The sequence below is a fragment of the Nostoc sp. NMS2 genome (genome assembly GCF_017115105.1).
In the GTDB taxonomy this organism is placed as follows: Bacteria; Cyanobacteriota; Cyanobacteriia; order Cyanobacteriales; family Nostocaceae; genus Nostoc.
In genome coordinates, this window is record NZ_JABXKH010000157.1 from 51,734 (window position 1) to 69,049 (window position 17,316).

Genomic DNA, 17,316 nt, shown 5'->3' on the forward strand with positions numbered 1-17,316 from the left:
GGAGTAGGGAGTAGTGAGAGGGAGCAGGGGAGTAGGGAGATGAGGGGAATGAGGGGGACAAGGGAGACAAGGGGGAATCATTGAATAAATCTCTCCCTTGTCTCCCCCCTCCTCCTTGTCTCCCTTGTCTCTTTCCAATGCCCAATGCCCCATGCCCAAAATTAGTTCGTAGATACTAATAACGGAACTGTGACAATCTCCTTCAAGCTAACTGAGGAGAGTAGTTCTTCCCATTGCTTGTTAAGAGTTAAATTGGTGGGTTGAGCGCTATGTAGGACTGCAAGTGTTTCCACGCAGTCATACCAAACGCCATGTTTACCGAAAGCTGCCGCCCGCTTTAGAGCATCTTCTTGCTCCATTGCTGTTGTCAGTTCAGCATTAGGCTGGATGCGTTGAATCCAACCATCGATATAAGGCGTATTTGGGCCAAGCTGTCCATCAAGTTTGACAGCTAGAAACCAATGGTAGTTTTTTCCAACTGCTAAAGCTGGTGCTTCGACTGGTAATTTGACAGCAATTACCCCAGCTTTAAGAGCAACAGGAATGGTCATTTGATACTGTGTATTGCCAGCTTCATCCTTGAGGCTGAACACAGCTTCTTCTGCATTAGAAGCAGGGAGATATACCAGAATTGTGGGACGTTCAGACACTGTTGTGCCATAGAAGCTTTGGGGTAGGAGTGCGATTAGGGCTGCTGGGCCTGCTGCACCTACAGTTGAAGGATTTAAGTAGTAAGTACCAACCCGAGAAGCTCCTCCACTTGCCTGTTGAGGAGCGTTTTTGCCAGTACTGGGTGTAAAAAGGTCGCCTCTAGAAGCTCCTCCACTTGCCTGTTGAGGAGCGCTTTTGCTGGCACTGGGTGTAAAGAGATTGCCTCTAGAAGCTCCTCCTGTTGATTGTCTGGGAGCGCTTTTGCTGGCACTAGGTGTAAAGAGATTGCCTCTAGAAGCTCCTCCTGTTGATTGGCTGGGAGCGCTTTTGCTAGAAGCAGGGATAAAGAAATTACCACGAGAAGCTCCTCCGGTCGCTTGGCTGGGAGCGCCATTGTTGATTGGTGGGGTAAATGTAACAGCATAGGCACTGTTCAATGTAGTACTGGTGAATAGAGCGATGACGCTTAATGCACTAGCTAAATATCGGTGTTTCATGATGTAGCACCTCATTTGAGAAAAGTAATACTAAATACATTTATTCTGATTGTGGGAAAAAGCTGGAAAATCCTTTCATCTAAGAGTCAAAGGCTTCAATACCTAATAGAAATATAAACGAAACTTGACTTTTTTACCGTAAAAATTTGCGCAAAATGCCAGGTAGTTTATAAGTAAATTTACGCAAATAAAAGAAGATACAGAAAGTAGGGCAAAGCTCGCAATTTAAATCCCTCACCAAATCTCCGATTTGGTGCTTTGGAATTAGATGGAGTTAGAGAGCAAAAGATAAATTCCAATCCCCTGCCCCCTGTCCCCTACCCCCTGCCCCCTGCCTCCTTCACAACCAGTTACCAACCAAAACGAAGGCAGACCAAAAGAAAGGATCGTGGAAATCAGTTTGGCGGATTAAGTTGATTTGGGCTTGTCGCAGTGCTTCGGCTTTAGTGATTTTGGGCTGTCGCAATTGCTCATAAAAGCGCGTCATCAGCATCTCGGCAGCTTTATCTTTGACGGGCCAGAGAGTGGCAATGGTTGAGCGGGCACCAGATTTGACAGCCAAGCCTGCTAGTCCAAGAACAGCGCGATCGTCACCTGCTGCTGTATCACAGGCACTCAGTACTAGCAACTCAATTGCTTTCGATGACTCGCTACCCCGATTTTTGAGGAGTTCTGACAATTCCTTAACGTTGACTTCTCCATCCCAAGTCAGTAGGAAGGTATCTTCAAGGCGGGAGCTAAACTGTCCGTGGGTCGCCAGATGGACAATATCGGCGTTACTAGATTTGACGCGACTGGCAAGGGCTTGACTAGTGAATTGCTGGTTGAGCAACATCGAAGATCGAACTGCCTTCGAGATTTGCTTAACTTCTAATTCTACGGCAGGCAAAGCACTAAAGCCATTACGAGATTGGCTGATACCGCCGACGATCGCATTAATGTGATTTTGTTGGAGCGATCGCGCACTCATCAATTGCATTCCTGGTGAGAGAGCAACAGCATACTTTTCGATCAGATATTGCTTACCGTCATACAAAGCTGCTATGGGAATATTACGTAATCGACCATCCAAAACGAATACTAGCGTTTGGGTATCTTTCAAAGCTTGATCCATTTCGGCAGGACGAATTAACCAACTATATATTTCTTGGGACAAGCGATCGCGCTCTTGGGAATCGGAGACAGGATTGAAGCCAACTAATAATTTTTCTAGAGTTTGTTCGATGTCGGCTTGAGATTTTTTTGTCACATAGTAACGCAACGGTTGTCCAGTTTTAGAAAGGATTACTGCTAGGCGATCTGGCAAGATAATCGGATAAACAACAGTTGCATTGGGGTCAATTTGGTCAATCTGCTGAGATGTATCTAAACAAGCTTCCCGGAAAAAGTTATCGAGTTCTGCAACTTGGAGTGCTTCAATCAAGTCACGAGCTTCCATCAGTTCTGCTTGACTGGGTTGCTGATCTAGGAGCAAACCTACAAGTTCTCGGTAAACAGGCTCCACACTTTCACGGAAAGAGAACTGAACATCGGGGTTGACTGAAACTAAATCTCCCCTGATTGACTTTAAAGCTTTGACCGCTTCAGTATAAGCAGTAATTGCTTCTGGGCGATCGCCCTGTTCCTTATACAACTGTCCCACCTGCCAAGCCGATTGAGCAATGATATCCTCAGCTTGGAGTTGACGCGCAATGTTGAGGGATTTCTTAGTTAACTCCTGTGCTTGTGATAACTGCTGTGTCCGACGATAGAGTTTTCCCCACTGATGCAGTGCGTAAGCTTCTGCTTGAGCATCTTGGATCTGCTGTGCAGACTTGACTGTGACTGCCATGAGTTGCGCCAGGTCTTTCAGTGGTATGATTTGGCTAGAATTTGACTGCCGATTCAGTGAGGCAACAAAATTAATTGCTGCGTAGAGAGAGGTATGACTGGGGGGCAGTTCTGCAAGTTGTTGTAGTAGTTGAGGTGCGAGTGGGGTAGCCAATTCCGGCTTGTCATAGTCGAGGAAAAGTTTGAAACGTCCTAAACGTGCCTGTAAGCGATCGCCTGGATTTGTACCTACCTGTTCTGCTTGTTCAAAGTAATCTAATGCCGCCTTTGGATCTTGTAAGTCTACGGCAGTTTTTCCTAAGCTTAGTAGGATGGAACTCAACTGAGGTGTAGTTTCAATTTTACGAGCGATCGCTAAGCTTTGCTCTAACACCTGTTGGCTCTTGCCAGAGTCGCCAATCATCAACAGGGCTAAACCAAACGATTGTAGCCCATTAACTTTAATTTCCGAATCTGGCATTGCTCCTAGCTTTTGATTTAGCTCATCCAACTGCTGTTTAGAACGGCGATAAAATCCCAAACTTTGTAAAGCTTGTGCCTGGTTAATTTGACTACCCAAGCTGCCCATTGTATCGCCTGCTTGTTCATAATATTTTTGAGCTTGTTGCCAACTTTCGAGAGCAGTTTCGGCTTTGCCATTGTGCAATTGCAAATTTGCTTTGGTATTAAGTGCCTGTGCCCAGAGAATCGCATCAGCAGAAGGAATAGAGGTTTGTAACAGTTTTAAGCTTTGCTCAATAGACTCTTCGGCTGCTTTCCATTGGTTAAGTTCCTGTTGTGCGAGTGAAAGGTAACTTAAGCTTAGGGCTTCGTTAAGGCGATCGCCTTGAGTATGGTAGTCTTGTGCTGCCGTTTGCCAAATCATCACGGCTTCTGCAAAGCGTCCTGAACGGTAGAGGTTTCGTCCCTGTTCTATCTGGTTAGTGGATGCTGGGGCATTCAGAGTAGATTTTGCTGATACTTGCACAGATGCTTTAGCAGGAGTAATAGTCACTGCCAAACACAAGCTCAAAATACTCAGACCAATATATAGCCAACGACGTTCTTTGATTGGGAAAGCCATAAATAATTACTAATACCTTAAAGGAGAGTCACAGCACTCACTTAAATATTGCCCAACTAGTCATGCAATCTATCAGTTCCAGCTTTCACCGAGCGTTATTTGTTGAGCGATCGTATAAAACTTAAATACTGTACTGAATTTCTGTGTTTTCGTCTGATGTCGAAATCTTCGACCAATCTTATTTTGCGATCGCTAGCGAAGAACTGGCAGCCACGCGAATTCAACGAATCCGTAATCCGTTTAATCGCCCGGCATCCCGTACTTCCAAATAATCACGATGTGGACATCCCAAATCTTCACTGCTCCAAATTGCATTCATTCTTACGACAGATATATTGTTAGTGTGAGTATGCCTTTCAACATAGTCATAATCTCAGCAATTAGATGCTTGGAAAGAGATTTGCTTAGATGTTTTAATATCATTAAGGAATTTACAACTAAATGTAAGCCTATTCTCAATAGACCATCCAATAGTTTCTGTAAGTTAATCATTTATAGCAAGGTAGCAATTTCAAATAATGGAAAATACATTAGTTGATAAAACTTTCCGTGACAGCGATGGCAAAATTGTCTTAGCTCAGATGCCAAACCTACCACTGATTGTTTGGATAGTAACCAGTCTACTCACTCTAATTTTTACTAGTGGTAAAATCAATACAGTTTTAGATGTACTAGCAAATGGCTCATTGTTTACTTGGGCGTGGCTAGAATTATTTCAAGGCGTTAATTATTTTCGTAGAGCGCTAGGTCTTGCTGTATTGATTGGTATTATTGCATCAAAAATTCAGTATTCATAACGGACTCAGTAATTTAGGACTTACGCAAAAATTGCCAAAAAGCTTAATTTATTGCAGAGAAGAGAAGAATTTGTGGAGTGTGCGTAAGTCCTATAATTAAGCAAATCCTATTTATACATTTTCATAGACTGTGGCTCTAGTCTATATAGGTTTGTTGGGTTTCACTTCGTTCAACCCAACCTACGATTATCGGCGTTGCTGAATTAAGGGATGAACAACTTATCCAAAGTTTCGCAGCATGGAATTATAGCTGCGTTAATATTTTATGTCAACTGACAATAAACTTCACTAGAAAATGTAACTGTATTGTAACGGTGGCTTTATTTGACGTTGCAAAAGTTTACATCTAGAATAGAAAGCGGCAAAATACGATAAGTATTTATTCTTATTATCCTGATAATTTGACATTCAATGAGTATATATTCTTGTAAATAGTTAAGATTCCATCTTCTAGAGTTCAAGACAGTTTACAAAAGTATATATTCCTTAATATAATGAAATCAAAAGTGAGAAGGCAAATTGATTGTCAGAAGTGATGAATGCTATTGAATTTCCCTGGCTAACAGCCATAATCCTCTTACCCTTGGTGGCTGCCTTAGCCATCCCCCTGATCCCAGACAAAGAAGGTAGAACTGTGCGGTGGTATGGTCTGGGAGTTGCGATCGCTGACTTTGCACTGATGATTTATGCTTTTTGGTATAAGTACGACTTTCAGAGTTCAACACTGCAACTTGTAGAAAACTATCCTTGGATACCGCAGTTAGGTTTGCATTGGGCTGTGGGGGTTGATGGTTTATCGATGCCCTTACTGCTTCTAACAGGCTTAATAAATACCCTCGCAATCTTCGCGGCTTGGAAAGTTACCACCAAGCCGCGATTATTTTATGGTTTGATGTTAGCGATGTATAGCGCCCAACTTGGCGTATTCGTCGCTCAGGATTTGCTATTGTTCTTCCTAATGTGGGAAATCGAGTTAGTGCCGGTTTACCTGCTGATTTCCATCTGGGGAGGACAAAACCGCCGTTATGCGGCTACCAAATTCATTCTTTACACCGCCGCCGCATCAATATTTATCTTGATTGCCGGTTTTGCACTTGTCTTCTCTGGAGATACCATCACCTTCGACATGGCGACTCTGGGAATGAAAGAATACCCCAAAACCTTGGAATTGTTGGTTTATGCAGGTTTCTTGATTGCCTTCGGTGTGAAGTTACCAATTTTCCCCTTACACACTTGGCTACCTGATGCCCACGGTGAAGCATCAGCACCCGGTTCGATGATTTTGGCTGGTGTGTTGTTAAAAATGGGCGGTTATGCTCTCATCCGCTTCAACGTGGAAATGTTGCCCAATGCCCATGTGACTTTTGCCCCAGTACTGGCAATTTTGGGTGTAGTTAACATTGTCTACGGTGCTTGCTGTGCCTTTGCTCAAACCAATCTCAAACGGCGTTTGGCTTACTCTTCAATTGCCCACATGGGATTTGTGCTGATTGGAATTGCCTCCTACACAGAACTGGGTATAAGCGGGGCAGTGCTACAGATGGTTTCCCACGGCTTGATTGCTGCTAGCTTATTCTTCCTGTCTGGCGTGACTTACGATCGCACCCACACCTTGATGATGGATAAAATGGGTGGTATGGCCAAGGTAATGCCTAAAACCTTTGCTCTGTTTACTATTGGTTCAATGGCATCTCTCGCCTTACCCGGAATGAGTGGTTTTGTGGGTGAGTTGATGGTATTTCTCGGTATCGCCACTAGTGATGTTTACAGTTCTAGCTTTAAAGTTGTAGTTGTGCTGCTGTCAGCAGTTGGTGTGATTTTGACACCGATTTATTTACTATCGATGCTGCGTCAAGTATTTTACGGCGACCAAAGTCAAGAGTTGCACTTGGATGCTGTAATATCTGATGTCAAACCCCGCGAAATATTTATTACCGCTTGTTTGCTGCTGCCAATCATCGGAATTGGTTTCTATCCTAAATTGGCAACGCAGACTTATGATGTGAAGGCAGTGGAATTAGCCGCCCATGCTCGTCAAGTTTTACCAATTGTTGCTCATCAGCAACCATCAAGTTTGTACTCGCGGATTTTCTCTGCACCAACATTGGCTAATTCTCAAGTTGAAAGATTAACATTTCTGAATAGATTAACTTCCCATTAAGGGGCTGCAAGTAAATTCTAAATATTAAGGGAATAAAGGGGTGGTTTTGTAACCACCCCTAAAATTTTGGCATTTCTGAATCCATACGTAGGGGCAATTCATAAATCATTGGTGTCAACTTAAGGGAAAATCTGCTTTGTTTCAAGGTTTTGCCCTCATCCCCTAACCCCTTCTCCCAACTTGGGAGAAGGGGAACTGGAGAATTTGCTCCCCTCTCCCAATTTTGGGAGAGGGGTTGGGGGTGAGGGCACAATCTCGAAAGCTTGCCAATCCTAGCTTCTACGTTAAGTTGACACCTATGTTCATAAATTGCCCCTACTGTATGGTTAAAAACTATTCAAACTTGAGAGTTCCGTCAATATTGGTAATGTGTTCATTAAGATCAATGTATGTTCCTAAATATGTCTGTCCGTCGGCTCTCTCACATTCAGCACGGAGTCTGCTAGCACCAGCTAAACCAACATTCTCACAAGTCTGAGCAAATTGCTCTCCATCCCAGCTTAAGGTTCCATCAAGATTGGCGATATATGGATTTAAGTTAATGGAAGTTGTAGAAGGAGTATATCCATCGGCTTTTTCGCAAGTAGCTGTTAGGGTTGAGCCATTAACACTAATATTTTCACAAGTCTGAGAAAATTGACCTGTTGCCCAAGCATTATTGATGACTAAATTAAAGCTCAGAAAGATAGCACAAAAAAAAGCTGCAAAAATTTTCAGCATTAGTTCTCTGTCCTCAAGTAGATAATTGGTTAAACTAACCAAGATAACATTTTATACTTTCGTATTTTTATCTACTTAAATTTAATAGTTTTTAACTATACCTGATAGAGATGCTTTTTCTACGAGACACTACGCAAAGAGTAATTTTCCTATTTAGCATATAGCCACCAACTAAACAAACGGCTGACTCTGGGCATGACAACATAGGTCAAAAGTACAACCATAATAATGGTAACGATCAGCGAAACAATCAAAGGTGGTAAACCGCGAAGCAGAGGGACTAGAAACTTACTCAAAATATTAATCAACACAAATACAACAGCCCAAGTCAGCAAGGCTGTTTTATAACGTGGTGGAGTTTTCAGTGGTTGACCAGGAAGAGAAAACCAAGCTTCTAATCCACTGATTTGTTGAACGTAAGGGTCAGATTCAACCAAATGCTTACCTTGATTGAGCCAGTATTCGCGATCGCGCGATGTCATCCACACCTTTAAATTTTCATAACCGTCAAACCGGAAGATGATCACATATTCATTTCGCACGCCCAGTTGAGGGCGAATCACATTTGTTCCTAAATGCCCTACATAGGTTCTGGAAACACTGGTAATATCTTTTAACCAAGTCTCGTAAGCGCTTTCACATCCTGGTTTGACAACTTGTGTAATGACCACGGTTACAAATTGATCGTCCTGTTCCATCTCCATTAGTTATGCCAATCAATTTTGGATTTTAGATTTTTTCACGTAGCTTGATTTTCGCAGAGCGAGTATCAATTTGCTTGCTGTGAAACATTTTTAAATTTTGGACTTCGGCGTGAGCGCTCAGTCGAAAGCTTTTCAATTCAAAATCCAAAATTTAAAATCTAAAATTCGGATATCCAGCTTTTCCAACCTCAAGCCGAACAACGTTAGCAGGAACGACACCTGTAGGCGGAGGTAAAAACATTCCACCATTAGTCACAACATAAATCGCGGTGCGTTCGTCGAAGACGTTGCCAAAGGCATCGCCATCAGTTTGACCAAAAGCCACGGCTGTGCTACCAATTACACCTTCTTCAGCTTGAGCAATGATAGTTGTGCTACCATCGGGCGCAATTCGTACCACACTGTTGTAAATGTGCGTTGCTCCATAAAGGTTGCCTTCTACATCAAATGCAAAGTCATCAATATTGGTCTGCTCAACAAAAATTTCCGGCTCACCTGGTTTATTAGTGCTATCAACGGGAATCCGCAAGAGCAACATTTTTTCCGTATTTGAAACGTAGAGGAAATCACCAAAACGCTTTAAACCATTTGCAGCCGGAGTAACATTATCCGAACTGCTACGAGCAAGCATTGGATGTTCTAGCCAAATTGACCCGCAGCCTTGAGCGATATCAATTAGCCAAATTGCACCACGATAAGAATCTGCTGTCAAATACTCAGTGCCAGAAAGTAGAGTGATCCCATTAAGAAATATAGCATCTGGCAGTGTCAGCAAGGTTTCCACCGTGCCATCATTTTTAACTAGAGAAACCACAGGTATAGAATCAGCATTCCAGCCTGTTGTCACCAGATCGCCATTGGCAGTAAAAGCAAGACCACTGACTTTGCCTTGAACAGTGGCATGAATTTGCTGATTGCCATCTGCGGTAATGCGAACAATCTCGCCAACTTCGTGATTACTTACAAATATTGTGCCATCTGGTGCGATCGCTAGATTTTCCAAAAAAGTATTGACCGGGAACGAGGTAATAATTTTAGCAGGTGCTAATTCAATCGGCTTATCTGCGTAAATAGACGGTAAACCTGCGGAATTTCCCATATTAACCTACCATTGTAATTGAATAGGGCCACCAAACTTTCGCATCTCTGCAAAAAATAGTCCTTGCGCTCCTCCATCTGGAAGCGTTGCCAAATAGACAGCAGTTTCGGCTCCTTCTTCCGCCGTGAACGGGGCATTATCTCCCCCCATGTCTGTCTTCATCCAACCTGGAGAATAGGCATTTACAAGAATATTAGTACCTTGGAGTTCCTTGGCAAGAATCACGGTTAATCCATTTACTCCTACCTTCGAGAGTCGATAGGATGGCGCTAAAGGGTAGTAGTCAGTGGGAACTGATACCAAAGATGCCATTTCCGTTGAGATATTGACAATGCGACCGTAGTTTTGTTCTTTCATCAACGGAATTAATGCTTGAGAAATTCTGAGTACCGCTAGAACATTGGTTTCAAAGGTCGATCGCATCGTTTCCAGTTGCACAGTTAGTAAGCTGGATTCCTCCGGCTTAGTTGTGGGATTTACGCCTGCATTATTGACCAGAATATCTACCTTGCCATAAGTTTCACGTAGCCACTTAGTAAAGTGTTGCACACTTTCATCATTCGTGACATCCAGCGTGTGATAATCAACATCAAACCCTTTATTGGTAAGCTGCCCTTTAGCAGCAAGACCATCTGTTTCATTACGACTCGTCAGAATTACGCGGTTGACAATTTGGGATAATTGACGGGAAATAGAATATCCTAGCCCTCGATTACTGCCTGTTACCACAGCAATCCTTTTTTTAGTCGTCATTTTTATGACCTTGAAACTGCTTTTGATTTTACTGTACTGAGATACGATAAATTAAGCAAGTTGATTGCAGCAATGTATTCAATCAATGAGACTACTTAGGTTTAATTCAAACTCGAAGCTTGCCGTCCACCTAAGCGTTGTCCTGACGCTGTGGGTAAGACATTGACAGAGATAGTTGCATAAACACCTTGTTTTTGACCACCTATAATCAGGCGAATAAAATCTCCCAAGCCTTCTACCAATCGAGCATTACGTAAAACACCAGAATCTACTGCTAAAAATCCGATTTCTTCAGCAAGCCCCATCACTGTTTTTCTAGCTTGCTCATCGTCTCCTACAACAAAAACAGAAACTCCATAATCCTTTAGTGGTTCAGGTGCTAACTCAAAGACTTCCTGCGCCATCGTATTAAAAGCTTTTACCACCCGAGCATTCGGTACATTTTTAGCAAGCTTTTCAGCTAGGGATTCTACTATTGGTGGATAAGCAAATCCTTCAGGAATATCCTGATTATTACAATCAATAATAATTTTACTGTCAATAACTTCAGGATTAGAAAGCAACTCTTTTGGCATAATGTTGCGTGCTGTCCATAAAATTACATCAGCAAACGCCGCCGCCTGATCATTTGTACCACCTTGCGTTCTGTGTCCTGCCAACTCTGCTGTTGCTTTTGCTTTTTCGGCATCACGAGAGCCAAAAAATACTTCATGCCCCTGCTCTGCCCAGAGTATACCTAGAGAGCGTCCCATATTTCCACTGCCAATAATTCCAATCTTCATGAGTGAACCCTCATATCACTGTAGATTGTGAAAAGATTATAGTTAAAGCAGGTGTAGCCACAAAGCAATTATGACCACCAACTTACCTGTAGCCACAGAAATTATACCAATGGTTTTGCAATTGCAACCTGCGATCGCACTAACTGAAGATCAGTTTTACGAGTTTTGTCAACTAAACCACGACTTTCGCATCGAACGTAATGCTGTGGGAGAATTAGTGATTATGCCCCCTACTGGTTCCGAAACTGATCAACATAACTTTGACATTATTGTTCAGTTGGGTATTTGGACAAAGCAAGATGGCACAGGTGTAGGATTTGGTTCCAGTGGTGGTGCGATCGCCTGATGCAGCGTGGATAAAGTGCGATCGCTGGGAAGCGATACCAGCAGAACTGCGAAAAAAGTTTGCACCGATTTGTCCTGAGTTTGTGATTGAATTGCGTTCAGAGAGCGATCGCTTGCAAATTTTGCAAGACAAGATGCAAGAGTATATTGATAATGGGACGCAACTTGGTTGGTTAATTGATAGAAAACAACGGCGAGTTTTTATTTATCGTCCTAATATTGCGGTTGAGGTATTAGATAACCCTAAAACCCTTTCCTGTGAACCTTTACTACCTGGTTTTGTTTTGGATTTAAGTCAGATTTGGTAGTTAAAATCTTGCAACAGACGATTAAAAATAGTGCTAGAAATATTTCACATCCACGGACAAAATTAAATATATGAACACAACACCCTCTAAAAGAGAAACAGATGAAATGCTCAAGTGGTTGAATCGTAACCGCCAGATGTTATTAGATTTATATAAAAATCAATATATTGCTTACAATGCAAATGGAATAATTGCTCACAGTGAAAACTTACGCGAAGTCTTAGCATTAGGTAATGCTGCAAAACAGCCTTTTTTAATTTACCTAGTTCCTCGTCGCACTTCTTCTATAGAGATTTTACCAATTCACTTCCGCAGCGTCGTCAGTACTACCTGCGGCTCTGGGAATGATGTGTTCAATTTCTAAAATTCCCAGAACATACTTTTGGAGACTAAGGCAATAACCACACTGGTGATTAGCCTGTATCCGTATCTGCGCCCGGAGTTCTTCAGAAATTTGGCTCACTAGCTTAAGGGTTCAATCAACCCACGTTTGACAGCTTCGCTTAACGCAGTAGCTTTTCTTAAAAGTCCTTCTTGATAGACCTGCATCAGGGTTTGTAACTCTGAGCGATCGCCTTCACTAAGAGTCCCTGATTGTTGGCGATCGAGCAGTTCGCTCAACCGGGCATCCTGTTCAGATTCCATTTGCAGTTCGGTCAGCATCAGGACTTGTTGATCAGAAAGGGCAAACACAGGCTCAAGTTCGGTGATGTCTCCACTGACGGGCGGAATTGAAAGTTGAATGGTATCTACTAAAATGCTGGCGACATCACGATTTGCCAACCGTGCAAAGCGTTCTGCACGTTGGTAAATTTCGTCTGGCAGGTTAATGATGATTTGGGTACTCATAACTCTTGTAAATACTCCTCTCTATTCTCACTTGCAATTAGTAATTATGTGTTTCAGGGGCATAAATGAAGAATGTAATTTAAGACACTATGCTGTGAAGCTTTATTACCTGGGTTTATTTTAGATTTAAGTCAAGTTTGGTAGTAAAAAATCTTAAGGTATGAGAGTTTGAAGCAGACATTATGGGCAAACTAACCTAGTGGTCAAATTTTATGATCACTAGGAGAAACAGAAAATTATGAAGTTGAATCTCAATTATAAGGAGATGCCAGTTTTACCCTACATCCAACGTAAAAAACTACCAGCAAAACCTGGCATTTATTACGTAGGTAATAGTAGTTCTCCAGTTATGTATGTTGGGCTTTCGCGTAATTTGAAAAGCCGTCATATAAACCATCATCGTCAAGGACAGTTTGAGGCTATTGAAAATGCTTACATCCGCTACCGTGTTGTCACAGAAGATTTATTAGCTACAATCCTAGACTTAACAGGGATTCTCAGAAAGTTAGAGAAGCAAGCTATTGATTACTATAAACCAATTCTAAACAATACAACCGTAGCAAACCAACCAAAATTTACGACACTACATGGCCCGACTTATATTCAAATTCATAAAGCTAAAGAAGCAGGCTACTGTTCACATTTTGACGCACAAGATGGGGATGAATTGACAATAAACACTAGTCGATTACCTGTACTAACTAGAGCTATCAAAGAACAGCGTCCTATTTTATTAATAGCCTCTGGTTCTTACAAAGATTATGAAACAGCAGGTTATGATAATCTGTCTGAATTGGTTGTCTACAAAAATGAGAAAATTTATCTTCTTATAAGTCGCTTCATTCCCTATGGATATGAAGATTCTAATTGCTTTGGTTACGGTTATGTTGTTTATGGAGGAAGTTCCAAAATATTTCTCAATCCTTATATTATTCTCAATAATAGGCCGGGATTTCAGGAATTTAGAGGAAGCTATTTAAAACTGGGATTTACTAATTGTGAGCGTTCTCCCTTTGCCAAAGAATTATTAACTCTTGGAGACTTCAATTTACTCTCGCTGACATGATTTGGTTTTTTAACTGGCATAAACTATTAAAATAGGGACTGAGAAATACATCTCAGTCCCGATAAAAAAGCGGGCTAACCGCTATTTATATGGTTAACCCGTGCAGCTTTGGGAACGCGCAGAGAAATTGTTATTGCAATACCAACTTCACATTGGCGTTTTGCAGACCGCGCTGTTTTACTTCAGCCAAAGTTTTGTTAACAGCATACTTTTGGTTGATTGAGTTGATCAACTCGGTTTGGTTGTGCTTCTTAGCAACTCCCCACAAGTCAGCGATTAGGTCAAAAGAACCATCGCTGTTGCGAGACCAGCCGAGGTCATATTCGCCATCCAACATAGCAACGATGTCAGAACGGACACGCTGACCGTTATAACCACGGACATCAGCTTCAGTCTTTACGCTGATACCGAGGTCGCGCAAAGAAGCTTTGAGGATTTCGGCATCGGTGATTTTGGTACGCAGGGTGCTAAAGTGAGACATTTGGGTTTCCTCCAATGAGAAGATTGAGAAAAACGACAACGGTTTGTTTTGGGCGAAGCCGCGCTTAACAGGATGCGGCTTTTCTTATAACTGCTAGCATTTTCAGCTAGCCTTTCCCCCTGGGATGGCAGAGGAAAGCTTTTAAAACTCCATTCGCTGATATTCAGCTACGGAGGATGCTGCGGGGCGGGCGCGCTGTCTGGCCCAATCTCTCAGAGCCGTTACTTGTTCTTGCATCGTTCGAGACAGCGGCAATGTTGCCTTCAGTGCAGCAATAATATCTAGTTGGGTGAACTCCCGATCTTGGGCAAAAGCTTCATACATTGCCGCAACGATCGCTTGCTCAACTTCTGCCCCAGAAAATCCGTCAGACATCTTGGCTAGTTGCTCAAGATCGAATCGAGAGATGTCTTCACGGCGCTTGGTCAGATGAATGTTGAAAATCTGCTGCCGTTCTTCTGGTGTTGGCAGATCCACAAAGAAAATTTCATCAAAGCGTCCTTTCCTCAAGAACTCGCCAGGTAAGCGTTCTACTCTGTTGGCAGTTGCCATCACGAACACTGGTGATTTCTTATCTTGCATCCATGTGAGGAAAGAGCCAAAAATTCTACTTGAAGTCCCCCCATCAGAATCAGAGGAACCTCCACTACCAGCAAAGGATTTATCCAATTCATCGATAAACAAAATCGCTGGGGAAATAGATTCTGCTGTTTTCAGGGCGTTCCGCAAGTTTGCTTCACTTCGTCCCACCATTGAGCCGTCGTAGACTCGCCCCATATCCAGCCGCAACAGTGGTAAACCCCACAGCCGGGAGGTAGTTTTGGCTATTAATGACTTACCACAACCGGGAACCCCTAGAATTAACATCCCCTTTGGTTGAGGCAAACCATACTCTCTCGCTCTTTCTGTGAAAGCATTAGAGCGTTGCTTGAGCCATCTTTTTAACTCTTCTAAGCCACCTACAGCATCAATGGTTTCATCTTCTTCAATGTATTCTAAGATGCCATTGCGCCGAATTAGTTGCTTTTTCTCAGATAAAACGATATCTACTTCATCTTCCGTCAAACGCCCTGTAGTCACCTGCGCCTTTCGGTAGACTTTCTCAGCTTCATCTTTAGTTAGACCCAAAGCTGCTCTGAGAAGCTTTTCTCTAGCCTCTGTTGTCAACCGCCGACCACGATTTTGGTCTACGTGCTGAGTTAGTACTTTATTCAACTCTGCCATATCTGGCAGCGTAAAGTCGATAACAACAACTTCTTTTTCCAACTCTATAGGTACTTGTTGCATCGGGGACATCAAAATGATGTTCTTTTGCGTACCTTTAAAGCTAGCGATCGCATCACGTAACGATCTGTTTGTTGCAGGCGCATCTATAAAGGGGTGTAAATCTTTAAGAATAAATATACTTGGTTCTTTCTGGCGAATTATCCACTCAATGGCCGCCTCTGGAGACACGGTATTATGTTGGGTGACATTTCGGGGTTGACCATATTCCACAATCCCGTGTGTTACTGTCCAAACAAATACTCGGCGTTGGGGCTTTAACAACTGAGCGATCGTGGAAACTGCTTGCTCGGCCCGCTCTTCCTCGGAGGTCACAAGGTAGATTAAAGGGTATTGAGCTTGAATTAGGATATTGAGCTCTTCTTTCATACTTCGACCCACTTGAGACCTTATAGAGACAGTAGAGACATTGCTTCTGGTAAAGACAACCAAATTATGAATGAATAATCCATAATTCCTATCTATCTAGCAAGGAACTAACTCTTCCTCACCCTTGGGGTTGGTTTCATCTTCATCCATTTCATCGATAGAAAGATGCTCTTGACCAACTATTCCTGGTTGATTGCCCAAAGTAACCAGTTCCCCATCACGTAAGACTAATGAGCTATCACAAGTTGGGCATGAATAAACTCTATGAGTTCGCCCAAAAGAAGAATCTTCTAACTCGTCAACCAATTCTTGATGAGACAGATAAAAACCAAGAGCGCGTTCGGCAAGTTCTGACATTGGCTCGGAATCAATTGCTGAACGAATCTTCAGTTTTCTGTGCAACTCTGGCGATAAATACAAAGTGACCTTTTGCTTAGTTTGCGTTTGCATATAACTCTTTAACGGTCTTACCCGGGTATGTATATCAACTTATCGGTTCTTCTATTGGTTGTCAAGACAGCAAAACGTTTTAACGCCACTTTTGTTACATTTATTTACAGTTGGGGCTGAAATGCTGTTTGTTGAGTGATAAATAGCTGGCTTTTAGGCACTCAAAACCTGAAACCTTGATGGAAATTAGCGATCGCTAATTTAATGATTGCCTAACTTGGCTTACTTTTTAACTATTTGGAGCGTAAGCGGATTAAAGTTGAACACCTTTCCAGTTGTAAACAACTGATATCCACAGGAGATGCCAGCGAATGACACCAGCATAGAAAAAAGGGACACCGAGCCGATTACAACACCACTGGCGATGAATAGAGCAATTCCGATGCCAATCAATACCCATCCCAGTTTACGATTATCGCGTCCACCCCAATTTAGAGCTACTACACCTCCCATACACAGCAAAATTCCAGGTGTGCTGCGTAAGTAAACGCTCACATAAATGCTTGTACTTAAAAATGTAATGCCTGCTAGGATTAGCCCTAAGCCAATAAGCTTGCTAGCAAGGATGACTCGATCTTCCTCTTCTTGACTGGTGTTAGGTACTGTAATTTTTGTTGGCGCGGAGTTTGGTGTAGGATTTTTTGTGGCAGATGCAGAGTGTTGCTGCACCCTAAACATAAAAGTTATTTTGTCTCCCTGCCCAAGTGAAACTCTGTCTCCTGGATGCAGTGGAAAAAAAACTTGAGGTTGAAGTTTTGCACCGTTAATGTATGTACCATTAGAACTGCCCAAATCGGTAATATGGTATTCGTCCTTATTCACCCAAATTTTGGCGTGGATGCGAGATGCCACATCCGAATCTGGTAAGCCAGAAATATCAATATCTGGTGGTTTTTGGTCGTTTGGCTTACCAATGGAAATTACAGAAAGATTTGGTGGAAATTGCAAAGATGTGTTGGTTTGGAAGTGAAAAAGCTCCAAAGTTAGCTCGGCTGTGTGAGATACACTGTACATAAAAATGTGTGATAAAGCACTCTTTATAAGCTTCTCTACTGAAGAGTCAAAAGAGAATGGTAAATATCCTGAAAGAATATTTAATTTTTAATG

The 17,316-nt window shown here is 42.4% G+C and carries 17 protein-coding genes and 1 pseudogene; 6 read left to right on the forward strand and 12 right to left on the reverse strand.

Translation table 11 applies throughout. The features are described 5' to 3' along the window. Nucleotides 1-161: 161 nt before the first annotated feature. Complete coding sequence (locus HWQ36_RS28270) at nt 162-1,148, reverse strand: DUF928 domain-containing protein (protein WP_292709003.1); 987 nt, start codon at nt 1,146-1,148, stop codon at nt 162-164. A gap of 340 nt (nt 1,149-1,488) precedes the next feature. Next, nucleotides 1,489-4,041 carry a CHAT domain-containing protein gene (locus HWQ36_RS28275; protein WP_292709005.1) on the reverse strand — a complete coding sequence of 851 codons (2,553 nt, stop codon included), beginning with the start codon at nt 4,039-4,041 and terminating at the stop codon, nt 1,489-1,491. 143 nt (nt 4,042-4,184) lie between these two features. Here HWQ36_RS28275 and HWQ36_RS28280 point away from each other — a divergent pair, with 143 nt between their 5' ends. The 3 genes from HWQ36_RS28280 to HWQ36_RS28290 all read left to right on the forward strand — a co-directional run bounded on the left by HWQ36_RS28280 (nt 4,185) and on the right by HWQ36_RS28290 (nt 6,999). Next, nucleotides 4,185-4,313: a hypothetical protein gene (locus HWQ36_RS28280; RefSeq protein ID WP_292709008.1), complete on the forward strand. Its 129-nt coding sequence runs from the start codon at nt 4,185-4,187 to the stop codon at nt 4,311-4,313. A 246-nt stretch (nt 4,314-4,559) separates the two neighbouring features. Beyond that, entirely contained in the window at nt 4,560-4,838 is a 279-nt protein-coding gene (locus tag HWQ36_RS28285; RefSeq protein WP_292709010.1) for a hypothetical protein, read from the forward strand. 535 nt (nt 4,839-5,373) lie between these two features. Next, nucleotides 5,374-6,999: an NAD(P)H-quinone oxidoreductase subunit 4 gene (locus HWQ36_RS28290; RefSeq protein ID WP_292709012.1), complete on the forward strand. Its 1,626-nt coding sequence runs from the start codon at nt 5,374-5,376 to the stop codon at nt 6,997-6,999. A gap of 333 nt (nt 7,000-7,332) precedes the next feature. On the opposite strand, the gene HWQ36_RS28295 is transcribed toward HWQ36_RS28290, so the two are convergent. The 5 genes from HWQ36_RS28295 to HWQ36_RS28315 form a co-directional block, all read right to left on the reverse strand. After that, on the reverse strand, nt 7,333-7,719 hold the full coding sequence (locus tag HWQ36_RS28295) for a CVNH domain-containing protein (protein WP_292709014.1): 387 nt from the start codon (nt 7,717-7,719) through the stop codon (nt 7,333-7,335). A 149-nt stretch (nt 7,720-7,868) separates the two neighbouring features. Continuing rightward, on the reverse strand, nt 7,869-8,417 hold the full coding sequence (locus HWQ36_RS28300; protein WP_292709064.1) for an antibiotic biosynthesis monooxygenase: 549 nt from the start codon (nt 8,415-8,417) through the stop codon (nt 7,869-7,871). Nucleotides 8,418-8,574: 157 nt separating this feature from the next. Next, nucleotides 8,575-9,522, reverse strand: coding sequence for a gluconolactonase (locus tag HWQ36_RS28305; protein WP_292709016.1), 948 nt, complete (start codon nt 9,520-9,522; stop codon nt 8,575-8,577). Between the two features lie 6 nt (nt 9,523-9,528). After that, nucleotides 9,529-10,275, reverse strand: coding sequence for an SDR family oxidoreductase (locus tag HWQ36_RS28310; RefSeq protein WP_292709018.1), 747 nt, complete (start codon nt 10,273-10,275; stop codon nt 9,529-9,531). Nucleotides 10,276-10,376: 101 nt separating this feature from the next. Then, on the reverse strand, nt 10,377-11,057 hold the full coding sequence (locus tag HWQ36_RS28315) for an NAD(P)-binding domain-containing protein (protein ID WP_292709020.1): 681 nt from the start codon (nt 11,055-11,057) through the stop codon (nt 10,377-10,379). 70 nt (nt 11,058-11,127) lie between these two features. On the opposite strand from HWQ36_RS28315, the pseudogene HWQ36_RS28320 reads away from it, so the two are divergent. Then, a pseudogene (locus HWQ36_RS28320) lies at nt 11,128-11,710 on the forward strand (Uma2 family endonuclease). A 70-nt stretch (nt 11,711-11,780) separates the two neighbouring features. Next, nucleotides 11,781-12,074: a DUF5678 domain-containing protein gene (locus HWQ36_RS28325; protein ID WP_292709022.1), complete on the forward strand. Its 294-nt coding sequence runs from the start codon at nt 11,781-11,783 to the stop codon at nt 12,072-12,074. A gap of 98 nt (nt 12,075-12,172) precedes the next feature. Here the strand turns inward: HWQ36_RS28325 and HWQ36_RS28330 are convergent, their stop codons facing one another. Beyond that, nucleotides 12,173-12,559, reverse strand: a complete 387-nt coding sequence (locus tag HWQ36_RS28330) for a hypothetical protein (protein ID WP_292709024.1) — start codon at nt 12,557-12,559, stop codon at nt 12,173-12,175. Nucleotides 12,560-12,797: 238 nt separating this feature from the next. Here HWQ36_RS28330 and HWQ36_RS28335 point away from each other — a divergent pair, with 238 nt between their 5' ends. Continuing rightward, nucleotides 12,798-13,625, forward strand: a complete 828-nt coding sequence (locus tag HWQ36_RS28335) for a hypothetical protein (RefSeq protein WP_292709026.1) — start codon at nt 12,798-12,800, stop codon at nt 13,623-13,625. A gap of 130 nt (nt 13,626-13,755) precedes the next feature. On the opposite strand, the gene HWQ36_RS28340 is transcribed toward HWQ36_RS28335, so the two are convergent. From HWQ36_RS28340 to HWQ36_RS28355, 4 genes are all read right to left on the reverse strand, one after another. Beyond that, a complete protein-coding gene (locus HWQ36_RS28340) occupies nt 13,756-14,106 on the reverse strand; it encodes a DUF1257 domain-containing protein (protein WP_012407317.1) in 351 nt (116 codons plus the stop codon). Between the two features lie 141 nt (nt 14,107-14,247). Continuing rightward, nucleotides 14,248-15,759: an AAA family ATPase gene (locus HWQ36_RS28345; RefSeq protein WP_273762402.1), complete on the reverse strand. Its 1,512-nt coding sequence runs from the start codon at nt 15,757-15,759 to the stop codon at nt 14,248-14,250. Between the two features lie 96 nt (nt 15,760-15,855). Next, a complete protein-coding gene (locus HWQ36_RS28350; protein WP_292709029.1) occupies nt 15,856-16,209 on the reverse strand; it encodes a hypothetical protein in 354 nt (117 codons plus the stop codon). Between the two features lie 222 nt (nt 16,210-16,431). Further along, nucleotides 16,432-17,223 carry an FHA domain-containing protein gene (locus HWQ36_RS28355; RefSeq protein WP_292709031.1) on the reverse strand — a complete coding sequence of 264 codons (792 nt, stop codon included), beginning with the start codon at nt 17,221-17,223 and terminating at the stop codon, nt 16,432-16,434. Nucleotides 17,224-17,316 lie beyond the last annotated feature (93 nt).

Coding starts and splice junctions, on each gene's coding strand:
- HWQ36_RS28305 (WP_292709016.1), bottom strand. CDS start 9,522: ATGGGAAATTCCGCAGGTTTACCGTCTATTTACGCAGATAAGCCGATT.
- HWQ36_RS28290 (WP_292709012.1), top strand. CDS start 5,374: ATGAATGCTATTGAATTTCCCTGGCTAACAGCCATAATCCTCTTACCC.
- HWQ36_RS28285 (WP_292709010.1), top strand. CDS start 4,560: ATGGAAAATACATTAGTTGATAAAACTTTCCGTGACAGCGATGGCAAA.
- HWQ36_RS28335 (WP_292709026.1), top strand. CDS start 12,798: ATGAAGTTGAATCTCAATTATAAGGAGATGCCAGTTTTACCCTACATC.
- HWQ36_RS28270 (WP_292709003.1), bottom strand. CDS start 1,148: ATGAAACACCGATATTTAGCTAGTGCATTAAGCGTCATCGCTCTATTC.
- HWQ36_RS28315 (WP_292709020.1), bottom strand. CDS start 11,057: ATGAAGATTGGAATTATTGGCAGTGGAAATATGGGACGCTCTCTAGGT.
- HWQ36_RS28340 (WP_012407317.1), bottom strand. CDS start 14,106: ATGTCTCACTTTAGCACCCTGCGTACCAAAATCACCGATGCCGAAATC.
- HWQ36_RS28295 (WP_292709014.1), bottom strand. CDS start 7,719: ATGCTGAAAATTTTTGCAGCTTTTTTTTGTGCTATCTTTCTGAGCTTT.
- HWQ36_RS28325 (WP_292709022.1), top strand. CDS start 11,781: ATGAACACAACACCCTCTAAAAGAGAAACAGATGAAATGCTCAAGTGG.
- HWQ36_RS28275 (WP_292709005.1), bottom strand. CDS start 4,041: ATGGCTTTCCCAATCAAAGAACGTCGTTGGCTATATATTGGTCTGAGT.
- HWQ36_RS28300 (WP_292709064.1), bottom strand. CDS start 8,417: ATGGAACAGGACGATCAATTTGTAACCGTGGTCATTACACAAGTTGTC.
- HWQ36_RS28350 (WP_292709029.1), bottom strand. CDS start 16,209: ATGCAAACGCAAACTAAGCAAAAGGTCACTTTGTATTTATCGCCAGAG.
- HWQ36_RS28355 (WP_292709031.1), bottom strand. CDS start 17,223: ATGTACAGTGTATCTCACACAGCCGAGCTAACTTTGGAGCTTTTTCAC.
- HWQ36_RS28330 (WP_292709024.1), bottom strand. CDS start 12,559: ATGAGTACCCAAATCATCATTAACCTGCCAGACGAAATTTACCAACGT.
- HWQ36_RS28345 (WP_273762402.1), bottom strand. CDS start 15,759: ATGAAAGAAGAGCTCAATATCCTAATTCAAGCTCAATACCCTTTAATC.
- HWQ36_RS28310 (WP_292709018.1), bottom strand. CDS start 10,275: ATGACGACTAAAAAAAGGATTGCTGTGGTAACAGGCAGTAATCGAGGG.